Genomic DNA, 17215 nt, shown 5'->3' on the forward strand with positions numbered 1-17215 from the left:
TGCCGGCTTTTATAAAAAGATTTGCTTAACGTAATTTTAAGGTCATTAGTCCCAAAACCACTAGCATAATTGTAATAATCCAGAAGCGGATTACTACTTGGGTTTCTTTCCAGCCCTGCTTTTCATAATGATGATGCAATGGTGCCATCAGAAAAACTCGTTTGTTACGCATACGTAGCGAGCCAATTTGCAGGAAGACGGAAATTGCTTCCATGACAAATACACCGCCCATAATTGCAAAAACAATCTCCTGACGAACCATGACCGCAATTGTACCGAGCATTGCTCCCAGTGCCAGAGCACCCACATCTCCCATAAACACCTGAGCAGGATGAGCGTTGTACCAGAGGAAAGCCAGACCGGCACCAATCATGGCCGAACAGATAACTACCAGTTCAGAAGAATATTTTACATAAGGAATATGCAGATAATCAGCAAAGCGTACATCACCTGCCAGATAGGCAAATACACCTAGTCCTGCAGCAACCAGTACAATAGGCATAATTGCCAAACCATCCAGACCATCAGTCAGATTAACCGCATTTGAAGCACCATTAATAACCAGATAGGTAAAGACAATAAAGGCGATACCGAATGGGATAACGGATAATGGAATCGTCAGATTTTTAAAAAATGGAATAAGCAGATCCAGCATGTTAGCTGTCTGTACGGCACTAGGTTGCTGGGTTGCAATATAATACAGTGCAATACCGGCACCTAAAGAGGCAATAGATGTCCAGAAGAATTTCTTGCGCGCAGGTAGTCCGGCATTATCTTTATAACGGATTTTGATCCAGTCATCTGCCCAGCCTACTGCACCAAAAATTACCATCACGCCCAGTACAATCCAGACATAAGGATTAGATAAATCTGCCCAGAGTAGTGTTGAAATACCAATCGATAATAGAATCAACACCCCACCCATAGTAGGTGTACCCATTTTTTTCGCATGATTTTCAGGAGCAAAAGAGCTGACTGCTTGACCATATTTAAGTGCCTGTAACTTGCGAATCATGACTGGTCCCAGAATGAGACCAATACTGAGGGCCGTCAGGACACTCAATAGAGAGCGAAATGTTAAATAACGAACCACCTGAAACGAACTATGATAGCCCGCAAGCTGTTCAAACAACCATAACAGCATTAAATTTTCTCCATCAAATCAGCCATCAACGTCTCCATATGGGTATAACGAGAACCTTTAAACAGGAAACTCATAGACTGTGGTTGATGTGTTTCGACCAGACTCATTAGAAAAGGAAGTGCTTGGGCCTGAGTCAGAAAGGCCTGCATTTTTTTCCCGTACTGGGTGCTACGGGCACCTTCAAGTGCAGCGGGTGCAAACTCGCCAACTGCTATTAAAAAATTGATATCCTGGCTCACCAGATCACGCCCCAGACGGTAATGCTCAACAGCTGCAGCGTCACCCAGCTCGCCAATATCGCCAGTGACCATTACTTTGATACCGGATTGCTGTGCCAGAACCTCTCCGGCAGCCCGCATCGATGTAGGATTGGCATTATAAGTATCATCAATAAACAAATGCTGTTTATGGCTAATAAAATTTAATCGCCCTTTCGCCCCTTGTGCCAGCTCGAGACCGATAACTATATCGTCCAGAGAAATACCAATCGCAAGCGCGAAAGCTGTAGCTGCAGTTGCATTCTGTACATTATGTAAACCCGCAAAAGGTAAATTAACTTCACGCACACCCTGTGGTGTATGTAGCATGAATTGGGCAGACTGAGCCAATAGCGTCATTTCTGTTGCATATATATCGCCGCCTTCACCAAAACTCAGGACTTGCGTTGTCTGAACAGCATGACGGATAGCGTCAGTAAAATCATCAGCCGCCGGAATAACTGAGGTTCCATCTTTTGCTATATGAGCATAGATTTCCGATTTAGCCCGACAAATGCCTTCACGGCCTCCAAATTCACCTAAATGTGCAGTACCAACATTAATGATACCTGCCACCTGTGGCTGGACCAGCTGTGAAGTATAATCAATTTCACCCTGATGACTGGCGCCCAGTTCCATCACTGCATATTGATGTTCAGCTGTAAGCTCGAGCAACATCATAGGCACGCCCAAGTCGTTGTTCAGATTGCCTCGTGTGACCAAGGTAGGTGCAAGACGGGACAGAATACTGCCCAGCATTTCTTTAGTAGTCGTTTTACCACTACTCCCCGTCAGCGCAATTACTTTAAGCTGTGGATTCTGCTGACGACGATAGGCTCCAAGCCTTCCTAGTGCCTGCCGTGTATCTGTAACAACCAGCTGCATCATGTCAAGGTCAAGAGGACGCTCAACAATTGCAACCTGACAGCCCTTATCTAAAACTTGAGCCACAAAATTATGGGCATCGAAACGCTCACCTTTTAAGGCAAGAAAAGCATCTCCAGCTTCTGCCTGCCGTGAATCCGTCAGAATCCGCTTGATTGGCTGCTCAGGGCAACGTTCCTGATACCAGTAGCCTTGTGTTGCTTCCATTAATTGTTGGGCTGTCCAAGGCTCCAAAGACCCGGTACTTGTTGTAGAGGTATGCATAAGTTTTCCTAGTCAGCAGAATAGGCTTGAGATAAATTGCAGTGTTGGGCTTCAAGTGCGGACTGCACTTCGACCACGTCATCAAACCAGTGTCGGACGCCATCAATTTCCTGATAGTTTTCATGGCCCTTTCCGGCAATGACTACAATATCGCCAGCTTGTGCCTGTTGCACTGCATATTTGATTGCTTCACGCCGGTCGCGAATTTCCTGCACATGATGGTTACCAAAATCAACCCCATTCTTCATATCAGCAAAAATCTGTTCAGGACTTTCTGTTCGCGGGTTATCTGAGGTGAGAATCACCGGGTCAGCATCATTAAGAGCTGCCTGAGTCATCAACGGACGTTTGCCACGGTCGCGATCACCACCACAACCGAATATGGCCCAAAGCTGATTCTGGACATGGCGTTTCAAGGTAACCAGAACCTGTGTTAAAGCATCAGGTGTATGAGCATAATCCACTACAAATAAACGCTCTGCATCACGGATCACCTGCATGCGGCCTGGAGCTCCCTTGAGCTGAGGTACAGTTGCTAAAATATCACTCAGTTTAAAACCGGCCTGCTCTACTGCAATCAGACTAGCCACCAGGTTTTCAATATTAAATTGACCTAAAAGCGGGCTCTGTACCACATATTCACCTGTTGGGGCGATCAGCTTAAACTTCGCTCCTTTCAGACTGTAGTGAATATCAGATACGCGATAATCTGCTTCTGGATGTTGTAATGAGTAGGTCAAAATCTTTGGTCGGGCCGGATTGGCTTGTGCTGTTTCCAGCATCACTGGTGCATAATCATCATCCAGATTGATTACGGCACTACGCAGCGTAGCAAATTTGAACAGCAAAGCCTTGGCATCTGCATAAGCTGCCAAGGTTCCATGATAATCCAGATGGTCTCGACTCAGGTTACTATAAATAGCAATTTCAATCTCGCAGCCATTCAGACGGCCCTGCTCCAGGCCATGTGAGCTGGCTTCGAGAGCAACAAAATTCGCACCCTGAGAGGAAAAATCATGCAGGGCATTTTGTAGCTGTAACGCATCTAGTGTGGTATGTGTTGAAGCGACCAGATGCGGTAAAATACCATTACCAGTTGTTCCCATTACAGCACAGGGCTGCTTCTGGAAGCTGATCAGTTCTGCTATCAGCCGGGAAATAGTGGTTTTACCATTAGTCCCTGTGACAGCTAGAATTCGGGCAGAATTTACCGGCTGGGTAGCCTGTAAATACTGTTTTTGCCACCCACCCATCCATTGTCTAACCTGGGGACAAACCCATGCTGTGGTCACCCCGAGATCAGATTCGGAAATAATACCAAGAGCACCTTGGCTTAATGCATTTTCCGCAAAAATACGAGTTTTATCAGAATGACTTAAGCTATCTAAAGCAATAAAGATCTGTCCTGCCTGTACTTTACGGCTATCCAGACAAAAACCGCTAAATGGCTGATTCGCCCACTCTACGTTGGCGTTACCTGGATATATTTCATTAAATGTAATTGTCATGCATCACCTGATTTACGGTTCCTGTGGAACATCGAGCGGCTTATCTAATGGCACATTCATCAAACGGAGTGATTCCTGCATTACCCGGGCAAATACTGGCGCAGCCACCAGACCGCCATAATATTTTCCTTTCGGATTTTCTACGACCACAAAAATGGCCAGTCGTGGATCACTTACCGGTGCTACACCAGAAAACAGGGCGCGGTACTCATTACTCGAATAACCCTTACGGTCAGCTCGCAGTTTATGGGCCGTACCTGTTTTACCTGCAACACGGTAACCGGGAATATTAGCCTGACGTGCAGTTCCTCCAGGTAATGTTACCTGTTCCATCATCAGGAGTACCTGATCAGCGATTTTAGGTTCAAGAAGCTGCTCACCTTTAGGCGGTTCATCCAGCTTATAAAGGCTAAGAGGCATTTTTACACCATGATTTGCCAGCATGGCATACGCCTGTACCATTTGCAGTACAGTGGCATTAATACCGTAACCATAAGACATAGTGGCTACTTCTGAAACATTCCATTTACTTGGTGGTAAAATCAGGCCTGTACTCTCACCCGGGAACTTCACAGCTGAACGTTGTCCGAAACCAATTCGCTTAAAAAATGTCGGAAGAGTTGAATAGGGCAAAGATAAAGCCATCTTCGCCACACCAACGTTTGATGACTTGATAATTACACCAGTTACACTAAGCTGGCCATAACTATGCGTATCACGAATAGTATGGTTACCGACCCGCATTGAGCCTGAGCCTAAATTAATAATGGTATTTGGTGTATATTTACCACTTTCTAGCGCCGCAGCCACACTTAATGGCTTCATGGTAGAACCCGGTTCAAACATATCGATTGCACCGCGGTTTCGCATGGCATCTTTATTGGCCAGTCCATTTTTATCATTCGGGTTATAAGAGGGCCAACTGGTCATGGCCAGAATCTCACCGGTTTTAACATCTACTGCAATAGCACTGGCCGAGCGGGCATTGTTGGCGATACCTGCAGCTGTAAGTTCACGATAAAGAATATATTGCAAACGTGAGTCAATACTGAGTGTAATATTTTCACCCGGTTCAACTTCTTTAATAACCTCGGTTACCTTCAACCGGTTACCGCGTTTATCACGGATAACTTTCTGCTCACCATCGACACCAGCCAGCCGTTTGTTAAGCTGCATTTCCAGGCCTTCAATACCAGTCCCTTCACTATTGGTCAAACCAATAATCTGAGCATTTGGCTGTGGCTGCGGATAATAGCGTTTATAATTTTTCTCGGCATATACCCCCTGAAAATCTCGCTTGACGATCAGGTCTGCCTGCTGTGGTGGTACTTCTTTTTTCAGAACCAGATAACGTGATCTTGGCCGCTCGTTTAATTTTCTTTTTAATTCGGTCCGATCGATACCGACTGCATCGGCCAACTCATCCAGATTAAGATTTTTATCAGGTAACTGACGCTTGAGTTTGCGGTTATTCGGATCTTTTTTTAACTCGGCTTTAATCTCGTCGTAGAGCTTTTTATTATCAAAATAATCACGCGGGTCAATTACAATTTTCATAATTGGCGTGCTGATCGCCAGAGGTACACCATGACGATCGCTGATGACTCCACGCATGGCTTTTAAAGACTCAGTTCTTAAAATATTGGCATTGGCCTTGTTTTGCAGAAAGTCCTTATTAATAATCTGTACATAAAATGCACGCGCAATCAATATGACAAAACACAGTAATACCACGCCCCACATTAAATAGAAGCGCCACATATCAAAGGCAAGAGTAGGTTTTTCCGAAATCGACTGCTGTTTTCTTCGTGTTTGCTTAATTCGCTTGTCTACCATACAGCATGCCTTATTTTTTTTGCTCAGAAGTCATAGGTAAGGAAATCACCACAGTTTGTGAAGCCGGCGGAGAATACATACGCAACTGGGTTACTGCCCGGGTTCCAATCTGGGCAGTGGCACCAAAAGTCTGTTGTTCAATCAGCAGGCGTCCCCATTCTGCGTTCAGGTCATCCCTTTCACGCATATAGGAACTCAGATCTCGGTAATCATGACGATATTGAAAAACCTGAAAAACCACCATGACCGCACTCATAAAAACCAGCAGTACCAGAACTGTGTAAACCACAATTTTCTTGAGAGCCGGTTTCTGCAAGAGAGGTTGTTCAGCTTTTTCTTCAACAACTTTTTTTTTCATTGTGCGCCTTACTATGCTAAGCGTTCTGCTACTCTTAACCAAGCACTACGTGAGCGTGGGTTTTCTTTAACTTCGGCATCACTGGCTTTAATACGTGAAATTTTCTTCAGACGGCGAGTGTCCTGCTGTATTTGCGGCATTCCCCAGCCTGAATCTTCGGCCAAACTTGATTCTTTTTGTATAAACTGTTTGATCAGACGGTCTTCCAGTGAATGGAAACTGATTACCGCCAGGCGTCCATATGGTTTAAGAATATCGACTGCCTGTGGTAGAAACAGCTCAATATCTTCTAATTCTTTATTGATGGCAATACGAATAGCCTGAAAGGTACGCGTAGCAGGATGCTTGTGTTTTTCCCATTTTGGATGGGCAGTTTTCACGAGTTCAGCCAGCTGGCCAGTGGTTGCAATGTAGCCTGCCTGTTTAATTGCGCGGGCTATGCGGCGACTGTAACGCTCTTCCCCATACTGATAAATAATATTGGCTAATGCCTCTTCTTCAATATTGACCAGCCACTCTGCTGCGGTTTGGCCTTGGGAATTATCCATACGCATATCTAAGGGTCCGTCTTGCATAAAGCTAAAACCGCGTTCAGCCTGGTCAAGTTGTGGCGATGAAACCCCTAAATCTGCCATGATCCCATCGACTTCAGTTATACCAATTTTTTCAAGCTCCTGTTTAAGGTCAGCAAAACTGGCATGAATAATTTTAAAGCGAGCGTCCTGCTGCTCGAGCTCGGCAGCAACAGCCAAAGCCTGAGGATCTTTATCGAAGGCATAAACCTGAGCATCTGTATTGAGCTGAGCCAGTAATTCACGGCTATGGCCACCTCGGCCGAAGGTTGCGTCTACATAAATTCCTGTATTGCGCTCTGCCAGTACGGCAGCAACAGTTTCATGGAGTAATACAGAAATATGCGACATAAGATCGGTTCAGACAGCTAAAAATTTAACTGCACATTATTACCCTGTTTTTATAAAGCTCCAAATGGCTTTTTGTAGGGAAATATTATTTTCTATAGAGAAAACCGTTTTGCCGATCTTTTTTAAAGCATCATTAAAAAGCCCTGACAGAATTATTCTGCTACAGGGCTTTTCCAGAGGAACTACTTGAACGACGAATGGTTAGCGACGATCATTATAAATCTGGTCAAATGTTGCCCCATTTACAAAATGGGTTTGCTGTGCCTTGCTCCATCCCCCGAATACTTCATCAATAGTGAAAGTTTTCAGCTTAGGAAATTGAGCAGCATATTTCGCCATAACTTTCTGGTTACGTGGCCGATAATAGTATTTTGCTGCCATTTCCTGGCCCAAAGGAGAATACAGATAATTAATATAGCCGGTAGCCAGCCATTTATTACCATTTTTTTTAACTGTCTTGTCAACAATTGCAACCGATGGTTCCGTTAAAATTGAAATTGATGGATAAACAATATCATATTTATCACGGCCTAAAGTTTTAAGCGTGACTAGAGCTTCATTTTCCCAGGTTAGCAGTACATCACCCATGCCACGTTCGGCGAATGTCGTCATAGAGGCACGTGCAGCAGAGTCCATCACCTTGACATTCTTATACATGCTTTTAACAAACACTCGTGCCTTAGCATCATTACCGCCCGGCTGTTTCAGCGCATAGCCCCAAGCCGACAGATAAATCCAGCGTGGCAAGCCGCCTGTTTTAGGGTTAGGTGTAATAATCTGCACACCCGGTCTGGTTAGATCTTTCCAGTCCTGAATTTTTTTCGGATTACCTTTACGTACCATAAAAACGATAGTTGAAGTATAGGGTGCAGAATTATAAGGAAATTCTTTTTGCCAGCCTGCTTTAATCTGGCCAGATTTTACGATCTCATTAATGTCATTTGCCAAGGCTAAAGTCACTACATCACCTTTTAAACCATCAACTACTGAGCGTGCCTGTTTACCTGAACCGCCATGTGACTGTTTAAATTCAACTGTTTGTCCAGTACGGCTTTTCCAGTAAGCACCATATGACTTATTGAACTCATCATAAAATTCACGTGTCGCATCATATGAGACATTCAAAAATTGACGGTCAGCAGCTTGTGTAACTGAACCACATAGTATTAAGGTGGCTAACATGCCACCTTTTAAACCCCATTGGAAATGCTTTCTCATTTACTTCTCTAGGTCACTTGATAAACAATTTGCAATATACTGAAAATTTTTATAAAACAACAACTCATTATACGGTTGAGTATTGCATTCCATTCAATTGATTAAGTTCTACAATTCCTGATTTTTATATAACGTTGTTTTAGGTACAGTTATCAGGTTTTCTCTAACTGAAACTGTCATCTTTTATTTAGCTTCTAGTACAGTCAAAAAATCCAAGTATCTTGGGCACTCTTAAGTCTCCTATTTTCTCTTCACCTCCTCTACACATTTATCTGTTAAAAATACACTTCCAATACAGCTTAGGGTTTATTGTAATTTTTTAACTAGAGTTAGTTTAAAATTTTGTAATGAATTGTGAGTCTATACTGTAACTGTTAAGACAAAGCTGTTTTAATTCATGCGATTTTCGGCAAACTTTATAAGAATTAGCCGATTTATAGGGGACTCTTCTTACATGAACATGAATTTATTTAAGATTTTTTACTTAAGTTTGAGTATGCTTACACTCAGCCAGATAGGGCATAGCGCAGTTATTGTACAAGGCAACAGTCTTAAAAATCAGGATTTATCTAAAATATCTGGTTCTACCCATGCTCCTGCTAAAACAGGCTCTCTTATCGAAAAAGCTTTAAACCAGCGCCAATCTGAGAAAACTACGCCTTCAGTTGAAAGATCTGAGCTGGATTTAAAAATGTTGACTTCTATGCGTGCTGCTCCTACCCAGAATTTTCTGGCGGCACAGAACCAGCGTTTTAGCCGTCTGGTACAGATTATTTTTCCACAGCAAACCTCTTAATTTTATAATTTTCATAGTCTTTTCTAGCCTGACCTGCCTGGGGTGAATTAACCCTTAAGCTGTCAGGCTTTTTCGTTATAATAGTCTTAATCTGTTATTGAAAATTAAGAGTTATGAACGTCCGCACCCGTATTGCTCCTTCTCCAACTGGCTTTCCCCATGTTGGTACTGCTTATATCGCCCTGTTCAATATGTGCTTTGCCAAGCAGCATGGAGGCGAATTTATATTGCGTATTGAAGATACCGATCAGCTGCGTTCAACCCCTGAATCAGAAAAAATGATTCTGGACTCATTAAAATGGCTGGGACTGAACTGGTCAGAAGGACCAGATATCGGTGGCCCACATGCACCATATCGCCAGTCCGAGCGTATGCATATCTATAAACAGTATGCATTAGAACTAGTTGAAAAAGGTCATGCTTTTTATTGCTTTGCAACTCCAGAAGAACTCGACCAGATGCGTGCCGAACAGCAGGCCCGTGGTGAAAGTCCACGCTATGACGGTCGGGGTCTGCAGCTCTCTCATGAAGAAGTTGAACGCCGTCTGGCAGCTGGTGAACCTCATGTTATTCGCATGAAAGTGCCTGCTGAAGGCGTATGCAAATTTAATGACATGCTGCGTGGTGAAGTTGAGATTCCTTGGGCTCAGGTAGACATGCAGATTCTGTTAAAAACTGACGGACTGCCTACTTATCATCTGGCCAATGTGGTTGATGACCATCTTATGCAAATTACGCATGTCATCCGTGGCGAAGAATGGATTCCATCGGCACCAAAACACCAGTTGCTGTACTCCTACTTTGGCTGGGATATGCCGACAATCTGTCATATGCCACTACTACGCAATCCGGATAAGTCCAAATTATCTAAACGGAAGAACCCAACATCAATCAATTATTACCGTGATATTGGTGTATTGCCAGAGGCCCTACTAAACTATCTGGGTCGTATGGGTTGGTCTATGCCAGATGAAAGTGAAAAGTTTACGCTGGCAGAAATGATCGAACACTTTGACATTAAACGTGTATCACTAGGCGGTCCGATTTTTGATGTTGAAAAGCTTAACTGGTTAAATGGTCAGTGGATTAAGGCATTGTCTCCTGCAGAATTGTTAAATACCCTGCTCAACTGGAAGGCAGACCGTAATAAACTTGAAGAGATTGCTGCAGCCATCCAGCCGCGAATTAACCTGCTTTCTGAGGCAGTAAACTGGGCGGGCTTTTACTTCAATCAGTTCCCGAATATTTCCAAAGAACAGTTTGAAAGTAAAAAACTGACTGAGGAGCAGGTTCGTCAAAGCCTGCAATTTGCCATCTGGCGGCTGGAAAGTCTATTTACCTGGAATAATGATACGGTCAGCCAGACTCTAATGGATCTGTCTAACCAAATGGGCATCAAGCTACGTGATTTCATGCCTGCTTTTTTTATTGCGATTGCCGGTTCAACCTCATCCACGCCTGTCATGCAATCTATGGTGATTTTAGGTCCCGACTTGACCTTTGCCCGTTTGCGTCGTGCACTAGAAATTGTAGGTGGTCCGAGCAAAAAAGAGTTAAAAGCCTGGGAAAAACTTAATGAAAGCCTGAAATTGCCGAAAAATGAAGCAGATGATCAAGGCGAGTAAATATTTGTGTTGACGTATGAGCGCAATGCCCCTAATATTGCGCTCACACAAACGCTGGGGTCATAGCTCAGTTGGTAGAGCGCTACAATGGCATTGTAGAGGTCAGCGGTTCGATCCCGCTTGACTCCACCAGAAGCTGTTCTACTTTGTGTAACTGCCTCATAAGTCCCTATCGTCTAGAGGCCTAGGACATCGCCCTTTCACGGCGGTAACCGGGGTTCGAATCCCCGTAGGGACGCCAAATTCTAAAAGCCACTGACCTATTCAGTGGCTTTTTTTATGCTTACACTTTCGGCTTACCTACACTATTCAGTAAAATAGACAGCAAAAGAGTTTAGGAGTTTTCCATGCAATATCGCTGCCCGCAATGCCAGAGTCCCAAGATCATACCAGTCAGTCAAGGAACCAATACCCCCCGTCCTGTGGTTCCCAAAAGTCTGGTGTTCCTGATTCCAGCTATTTTTATTTTATTACTACTGGTGGTAATCAGTATCGGCATGTGGATTTTTGGTGATGGTGCCGGCAGTACATTGCAAATGGCGACTGTAGCTGTATTTATTATCTGCCTTATAGCCGGATTCCTGTTCTGGCGCGATTTGCCAGACTTTAAACTGTCCATGCAGGCATTTATGCAATCCCAGAAACAATGGAAGTGTCGTGAATGTGGCCATGAGTGGCAGATCTAAACCCTAAAATAACTTAGTGACTGTGTTCATGATCATTCTGATGGTCATGAGCAAGTGTCTGACATGGGTCCTCCTCAATCTGTAACGTCACTTCGGTAATACCATGCTCATGGGTCAACATTTCGAGAGCATTTTGATAAAGTTGGTTCCGGTTTGCATGTGGTGCATACAAATGCACAGTTAGATGCACATTTTTAGAAGTAATAGCCCAGACTTTAAGCTGATGAATGCTCTCGACACTATCGAGTTCCAAGAGGTCATTACGCAGCTTTTCAATATCGATCTCTTCAGGTACGCCTTCAAGTAGAATATTGATACTCTGTTTCAGCAATATCCAGGTCCGTGGTAATACCCAGAAACCAATTAGCACTGCGATTAGGGTATCTACCCACATCCAGCCAGTAAAATAAATAATTAAGGCGCCAACAATAACACCAACTGAACCCAAGGCATCACTCAGAACCTCAAGATAAGCCCCTTTCACATTCAGACTATCTTTCGAACTTGAAAACAGAATGCGCATGGAAATCAGATTGATCACTAGACCAATAATTGCCACGGAGAGCATGCCAAGGCTCTGAATCTCGGGTGGCTGGCTAAAACGCTGGTAGGCTTCATATAAAATATAAATAGCCACCACAAACAACATACAGGCGTTGAAAAGTGCTGCCAGAATTTCAAAGCGTTGATAGCCAAAGGTACGCTTATTATCAGCGGGACGTTTAGCAATTTTAATGGCAACCAATGCAATAGCTAACGCTGCGGCATCGGTAAACATATGCGCGGCATCTGATAACAGAGCCAAACTTTGGGTTATAAAGCCCGCAACTATCTCAATAATTAAGAAGGTCGTAGTTAGTGCCAAAGCAAAACCAAGCTTTTTGGCATTACCTTCAGTGACGACTGCATGACTGTGATCGTGCCCATGATGCGCGCCCATTGACAGTCTCCTCGATTCTTAGTGGATTACTCTACAGTTCTTATCCTCTAAGGTAACAGTATGCTACTGGGATATCCAGTTCACTTCTGACAGTAAAACAATGTTTAATTTACTAATTTGAAAGCCATAGTAACTAATTGTTACTACAGACTTTTCTATTGGTATGGTCTGAGATGTCAAAATCCTATAAACAAAAAAACCAGCCCTCAGGCTGGTTTTTCAGTTGTGGCTATTATCCACTGATTTTTTTATATTTGGCGCGTTTGGTTACAGCTGCATCGCCTAGGCGTGACTGACGATATGCTTCATATTCAGCATAGTTACCCGTGTAAAATTCAGGCTGCTCATTTTCAAACGACAAAATATGCGTTGCAATACGGTCCAGGAACCAGCGGTCATGCGATACCACCATAACTGTACCCGGAAAGACCAAAATTGCATCTTCAAGTGCACGCAAAGTTTCAATATCAAGATCGTTTGAAGGTTCATCAAGCAGGATTACATTAGCACCCTGCTGTAAGATTTTTGCCAGCTGCAAGCGGTTTCGCTCACCACCAGAAAGTTCACCTACACGTTTCTGCTGGTCTTGGCCTTTAAAGTTAAAACGGCCAATATAAGCGCGAGACGCAATTTCGTAATCACCTACTTTCAAGATGTCCAGACCGCCAGAAACCTCTTCCCATACGGTTTTGTTGTTATCCAAGGTGTCACGAATCTGGCCAACATAGGCCACTTTAACTGAATCACCCAGAGTAACTGTTCCGGTATCTGGCTGCTGTTCCCCAGTCATCATACGGAATAGTGTGGTTTTACCCGCACCGTTTGGACCAACAATACCAACAATTGCTGTTGGTGGTACAGAAAAGGTCAGGTTTTCATAAAGCAGACGTCCATCAAAGGATTTACTGATGCCTTCAACTTCTACTACCTTATTACCTAAACGCGGACCAGGTGGAATATAAATTTCAGAAGTTTCATTGCGCTGCTGGAATTCTTTAGAGTTTAACTCTTCAAAACGCTCCATACGAGCCTTGTTCTTTTTCTGCTGGCCTTTGGCATTTGAACGAACCCATTCGAGTTCTTTTTTCAAGGCTTTAGCAAAAGACTCTTCCTGTTTCTGTTCCTGTTCTAGACGGGCATTTTTCTGTTCCAGCCAAGACGTATAATTGCCCTGGTAAGGAATACCATGTCCGCGGTCAAGCTCCAGAATCCACTCAGCAACGTTATCAAGGAAATAACGGTCGTGCGTAATAGCAACAATGGTACCAGGAAAGTCTTTTAGGAAACGTTCTAACCAAGACACAGATTCTGCATCCAAGTGGTTAGTCGGTTCGTCAAGAAGAAGCATGTCCGGTTTAGATAGAAGCAGACGGCAAAGTGCAACACGGCGGCGTTCACCCCCTGAAAGTAGAGTCACGTCAGCATCCCAAGCCGGCAAGTTTAATGCAGCAGCAGCCTGTTCCATCTGGTTATTCAGATTATGTGCATCCCAAGTCTGGATGATGGCTTCAAGTTTCTCTTGTTCTTTTGCAAGTGCATCAAAGTCAGCATCTTCTGCTGCATATTCTGCAAACACTTCATCCAGGCGGGCTAATGCATCTAACGGTTCACGCAGACCATCTTCAACATTTCCACGTACATCTTTGTTCGGATCCAGAGGTGGTTCCTGTTCCAGATAGCCGATTTTAATACCTGGTTGCGCACGTGCTTCCCCAGAGAAATCTTTATCTACGCCCGCCATGATACGGAGCAGAGTTGATTTACCTGCACCGTTAAGACCGAGCACACCAATTTTTGCACCCGGAAAAAATGACAAAGAGATGTCTTTCAGGATTTCACGCTTAGGCGGAACCATCTTCGACACACGGTTCATCGTGTAAATATATTGGGCCACGCAGGACTCCTCAATTGAAAATCAGAATATCGCAAACTGCGAAAAAATAACCAGCGTATTATACGATGAATACCATGAAAACATAAGGCGTACTCTGGGTATTCTGCGGGTTATCTCATAGCCTTTTGTGACTAAAAATTAAACTCACACCAAGATTTTGAGTTTGCTTAAACTCATCACTATACTTATGAAATAAATAGATATAGACAAAGAATAGGAAAGCTTTATTTCATATTAAAAAATGCTAGACTCGATTAGGTTTTAACCCACATCGAAGAAATAATATGACATATAAAGATGAAACTTTGGCAATTCATGCCGGTTATAGTCCTGAAGCGACGACGAAAGCCGTAGCGGTACCTATTTACCAGACCACGTCCTACTCTTTCGATAATACTCAACATGGGGCCGACCTGTTCGATTTAAAAGTCCAAGGCAATATTTATACCCGTATTATGAACCCTACAACAGCGGTTCTTGAACAGCGTATCGCAGCTCTAGAGGGTGGAATAGGTGCACTGGCACTTGCTTCGGGTATGGCGGCAATTACCTATGCGATTCAGACTATTGCCGAAGCAGGCGATAATATTGCTTCTGTTTCCACCCTATATGGTGGTACATATAATCTGTTTGCCCATACATTGCCCAAACAGGGAATTGAAGTGCGCTTCTTCGATTATCAGAATCCAGAAGCATTACACTCTCTGATTGATGATAAAACTAAACTGGTATTTGTCGAGTCAATTGGTAATCCGCTTGGCAATATCATTGATCTGGAAGCCATCAGTAAAATTGCCCATGAATATGGTATACCGGTGGTAGTTGACAATACGGTAGCGACACCGGTTTTGCTCAAGCCTTTTGAATTTGGTGCTGATATTGTGGTGCACTCGCTAACCAAATATATTGGAGGTCACGGTAACAGTATTGGTGGTGCGATTGTCGATAGCGGTAAATTCCCTTGGGGTAAATATCCGGACCGTTTTAAAGTGTTAAATACGCCCGACCCAAGTTATCATGGGGTTAACTATGTCGAGGCGCTTGGTGAAGCTGCTTATATTGCCCGTGCACGTGTTGTGCCTTTACGTAATACTGGCGCCGCCATTAGCCCGATGAATGTTTTCATGATTCTGCAAGGACTGGAAACTTTAAGCCTGCGCATGGAGCGCCATACCGAAAATGCTCTAAAAATTGCCGAGTATTTGAAAGCTCATCCAAAAGTCAAATGGGTAAATTATGCAGGCCTGACAGACCATCCACAGCATGCGCTGGCACAAAAATATGTTCAGGGTAAACCTTCGGCTATCTTATCCTTTGGGGTACAGGATGGACTTGCTGGCGGTACCCGTTTTATTGATGCACTGCAGCTCTTCACCCGCCTGGTCAATATTGGCGATGCGAAAAGTTTGGCTTGTCATCCGGCAACCACTACCCATCGTCAGCTCAATGAACAGGAGTTGAAATCTGCAGGGGTTAGCGAGGATATGGTGCGTTTATCTATCGGGATTGAACATGCTGATGACCTGATTGCCGATCTAGAACAGGCACTTGCCGCAGTTTAAGTTATACACAAGCAGGGTCACTATACATGACCCTGTTTATATTCTCTCAAATACCAGTCAGTCTGACTAAAAAGCTTGAACTCGAATGCTTCTGATAATTAGCCCTACCTGATAGCTTTATTTTAATCCGGTATATGCTTTTACTTTTCATTTATGAACTGCTTTTTTAAAGCTTTATCTTTTCAACCATTTTAACTTGTGTTAAAACACAGTATAAACACATACTCAAATTAGAGTAATTACTCTAAATATTATTTTTAGATTCAATCACTTAACTCTGGATTTTTCCTGTCATTTCGTTAAGATAAAAACCGACTGAGCCCCTTGGCCTATTGCAGGTCATGGCTATAACATATTTAAAAAAAATTATATTTATTTTGCCTCAGCAAATTTTCAGCCAGGAAGATCTACGTGAACAACAAATTAGAGAAACTTTTCAAAGACAAGGTAAATGGCAAGGTAGCACTCATCACCGGTGCTTCCAGTGGAATTGGCCTAACTACAGCCAAGAAACTTGCTCAAGCGGGTGCACATGTGCTGCTGGTTGCCCGTACTGAATCTACCTTGCAAGAAGTTCAGGCCGAAATTGAAGCAGAAGGTGGAAAAGCAACTATTTTCCCATGTGATTTAAATGATCTGGATGCTATTGATGCATGTTCCCAGAAAATTCTGGCGTCTGTAGACCATATTGATATCCTGATTAATAATGCTGGACGTTCTATTCGCCGTGCCGTCCATGAATCAATTGACCGCTTTCATGACTTTGAGCGTACCATGCAGCTGAATTATTTCGGTGCAATCCGTCTGATTCTAAATATATTGCCGCAAATGATGCAGCGTCGTGACGGACAGATTATTAATATCAGTTCAATTGGTGTGCTGGCTAATGCAACCCGTTTTTCTGCTTATGTGGCTTCTAAAGCCGCGCTAGATGCTTTTAGCCGCTGTCTGTCAGCAGAAGTGCATTCACACAAGATTGCAATCACTTCAATTTATATGCCTCTGGTGCGCACGCCCATGATTGCACCGACCAAAATTTATCGTTATGTCCCTACGCTGTCGCCTGAGCAGGCAGCTGATCTGATTGCCTATGCCATTATCAAGCGTCCGAAACGCTTGGCTACGCATCTTGGCCGTTTGGCATCCATTACTTATTCGATTGCTCCTGAAATCAACAATATGTTTATGTCAATTGGCTTTAATCTGTTTCCAAGTTCCAGCGCATCAGTGGGTAAACAGGAAAAACTTAACTGGGTTCAACGCGCTTATGCCCGTATTTTTCCAGGTGAACACTGGTAAATATAATTACTTTATCAATA

At 43.5% G+C, this 17215-nt stretch carries 14 protein-coding genes and 2 tRNA genes; 7 read left to right on the plus strand and 9 right to left on the minus strand.

The features are described from left to right. Positions 1 to 25: 25 nt before the first annotated feature. The 7 genes from mraY to N518_RS0100920 all read right to left on the minus strand — a co-directional run bounded on the left by mraY (position 26) and on the right by N518_RS0100920 (position 8393). On the minus strand, positions 26 to 1144 hold the full coding sequence (mraY, locus tag N518_RS0100890) for a phospho-N-acetylmuramoyl-pentapeptide-transferase (RefSeq protein WP_005018035.1): 1119 nt from the start codon (positions 1142 to 1144) through the stop codon (positions 26 to 28). After that, the gene (locus N518_RS0100895; RefSeq protein ID WP_005024198.1) at positions 1144 to 2550 is read right to left on the minus strand and encodes a UDP-N-acetylmuramoyl-tripeptide--D-alanyl-D-alanine ligase; all 1407 of its coding nucleotides are present in this window, start codon (positions 2548 to 2550) and stop codon (positions 1144 to 1146) included. The genes mraY and N518_RS0100895 overlap by 1 nt, the downstream gene beginning before the upstream one ends. 8 nt (positions 2551 to 2558) lie before the next feature. Continuing rightward, positions 2559 to 4058: a UDP-N-acetylmuramoyl-L-alanyl-D-glutamate--2,6-diaminopimelate ligase gene (locus N518_RS0100900; protein ID WP_005024197.1), complete on the minus strand. Its 1500-nt coding sequence runs from the start codon at positions 4056 to 4058 to the stop codon at positions 2559 to 2561. 12 nt (positions 4059 to 4070) lie between these two features. Further along, the gene (gene ftsI, locus N518_RS0100905; RefSeq protein WP_026443906.1) at positions 4071 to 5894 is read right to left on the minus strand and encodes a penicillin-binding protein PBP3; all 1824 of its coding nucleotides are present in this window, start codon (positions 5892 to 5894) and stop codon (positions 4071 to 4073) included. A gap of 10 nt (positions 5895 to 5904) precedes the next feature. Beyond that, positions 5905 to 6252, minus strand: a complete 348-nt coding sequence (gene ftsL, locus N518_RS0100910; RefSeq protein WP_005018026.1) for a cell division protein FtsL — start codon at positions 6250 to 6252, stop codon at positions 5905 to 5907. Between the two features lie 11 nt (positions 6253 to 6263). Then, positions 6264 to 7175, minus strand: a complete 912-nt coding sequence (gene rsmH / locus N518_RS0100915) for a 16S rRNA (cytosine(1402)-N(4))-methyltransferase RsmH (protein WP_005024193.1) — start codon at positions 7173 to 7175, stop codon at positions 6264 to 6266. Positions 7176 to 7376: 201 nt separating this feature from the next. Beyond that, positions 7377 to 8393 carry a sulfate ABC transporter substrate-binding protein gene (locus N518_RS0100920; protein ID WP_005024191.1) on the minus strand — a complete coding sequence of 339 codons (1017 nt, stop codon included), beginning with the start codon at positions 8391 to 8393 and terminating at the stop codon, positions 7377 to 7379. Positions 8394 to 8847: 454 nt separating this feature from the next. Between N518_RS0100920 and N518_RS0100925 the strand changes: the two genes are divergently transcribed. The 5 genes from N518_RS0100925 to N518_RS0100945 all read left to right on the plus strand — a co-directional run bounded on the left by N518_RS0100925 (position 8848) and on the right by N518_RS0100945 (position 11500). Continuing rightward, the gene (locus N518_RS0100925; RefSeq protein ID WP_005024189.1) at positions 8848 to 9189 is read left to right on the plus strand and encodes a hypothetical protein; all 342 of its coding nucleotides are present in this window, start codon (positions 8848 to 8850) and stop codon (positions 9187 to 9189) included. A gap of 113 nt (positions 9190 to 9302) precedes the next feature. Beyond that, positions 9303 to 10814 (plus strand): glutamate--tRNA ligase, encoded by a 1512-nt coding sequence (gene gltX / locus N518_RS0100930; protein WP_005024187.1) that lies wholly within the window; start codon positions 9303 to 9305, stop codon positions 10812 to 10814. A 56-nt stretch (positions 10815 to 10870) separates the two neighbouring features. Continuing rightward, a tRNA-Ala gene (locus N518_RS0100935) sits at positions 10871 to 10946 on the plus strand. A 33-nt stretch (positions 10947 to 10979) separates the two neighbouring features. Continuing rightward, a tRNA-Glu gene (locus tag N518_RS0100940) sits at positions 10980 to 11055 on the plus strand. A gap of 106 nt (positions 11056 to 11161) precedes the next feature. Then, entirely contained in the window at positions 11162 to 11500 is a 339-nt protein-coding gene (locus N518_RS0100945; protein WP_005024185.1) for a hypothetical protein, read from the plus strand. 13 nt (positions 11501 to 11513) lie between these two features. Here N518_RS0100945 and N518_RS0100950 read toward each other — a convergent pair whose 3' ends face one another. Both N518_RS0100950 and ettA read right to left on the minus strand, forming a co-directional pair. After that, entirely contained in the window at positions 11514 to 12440 is a 927-nt protein-coding gene (locus tag N518_RS0100950) for a cation diffusion facilitator family transporter (RefSeq protein ID WP_005024183.1), read from the minus strand. Between the two features lie 232 nt (positions 12441 to 12672). Then, a complete protein-coding gene (gene ettA / locus N518_RS0100955) occupies positions 12673 to 14334 on the minus strand; it encodes an energy-dependent translational throttle protein EttA (RefSeq protein WP_005018007.1) in 1662 nt (553 codons plus the stop codon). Between the two features lie 284 nt (positions 14335 to 14618). Here ettA and N518_RS0100960 point away from each other — a divergent pair, with 284 nt between their 5' ends. Beyond that, on the plus strand, positions 14619 to 15896 hold the full coding sequence (locus N518_RS0100960; protein ID WP_005024181.1) for an O-acetylhomoserine aminocarboxypropyltransferase/cysteine synthase family protein: 1278 nt from the start codon (positions 14619 to 14621) through the stop codon (positions 15894 to 15896). Between the two features lie 411 nt (positions 15897 to 16307). Further along, positions 16308 to 17195: an SDR family NAD(P)-dependent oxidoreductase gene (locus tag N518_RS0100965; RefSeq protein WP_005018003.1), complete on the plus strand. Its 888-nt coding sequence runs from the start codon at positions 16308 to 16310 to the stop codon at positions 17193 to 17195. The last annotated feature ends 20 nt before the right edge of the window (positions 17196 to 17215 follow it).

The organism is Acinetobacter sp. UNC436CL71CviS28, assembly GCF_000620525.1.
Lineage (GTDB): Bacteria > Pseudomonadota > Gammaproteobacteria > Pseudomonadales > Moraxellaceae > Acinetobacter > Acinetobacter radioresistens.

Bases quoted from the DNA above. Each gene is read 5' to 3' on its own strand.
- gltX (WP_005024187.1), top strand. From the start codon at position 9,303: ATGAACGTCCGCACCCGTATTGCTCCTTCTCCAACTGGCTTTCCCCAT.
- N518_RS0100960 (WP_005024181.1), top strand. From the start codon at position 14,619: ATGACATATAAAGATGAAACTTTGGCAATTCATGCCGGTTATAGTCCT.
- N518_RS0100895 (WP_005024198.1), bottom strand. From the start codon at position 2,550: ATGCATACCTCTACAACAAGTACCGGGTCTTTGGAGCCTTGGACAGCC.
- ftsI (WP_026443906.1), bottom strand. From the start codon at position 5,894: ATGGTAGACAAGCGAATTAAGCAAACACGAAGAAAACAGCAGTCGATT.
- N518_RS0100945 (WP_005024185.1), top strand. From the start codon at position 11,162: ATGCAATATCGCTGCCCGCAATGCCAGAGTCCCAAGATCATACCAGTC.
- mraY (WP_005018035.1), bottom strand. From the start codon at position 1,144: ATGCTGTTATGGTTGTTTGAACAGCTTGCGGGCTATCATAGTTCGTTT.
- N518_RS0100925 (WP_005024189.1), top strand. From the start codon at position 8,848: ATGAACATGAATTTATTTAAGATTTTTTACTTAAGTTTGAGTATGCTT.
- N518_RS0100950 (WP_005024183.1), bottom strand. From the start codon at position 12,440: ATGGGCGCGCATCATGGGCACGATCACAGTCATGCAGTCGTCACTGAA.
- N518_RS0100920 (WP_005024191.1), bottom strand. From the start codon at position 8,393: ATGAGAAAGCATTTCCAATGGGGTTTAAAAGGTGGCATGTTAGCCACC.
- N518_RS0100900 (WP_005024197.1), bottom strand. From the start codon at position 4,058: ATGACAATTACATTTAATGAAATATATCCAGGTAACGCCAACGTAGAG.
- ftsL (WP_005018026.1), bottom strand. From the start codon at position 6,252: ATGAAAAAAAAAGTTGTTGAAGAAAAAGCTGAACAACCTCTCTTGCAG.
- rsmH (WP_005024193.1), bottom strand. From the start codon at position 7,175: ATGTCGCATATTTCTGTATTACTCCATGAAACTGTTGCTGCCGTACTG.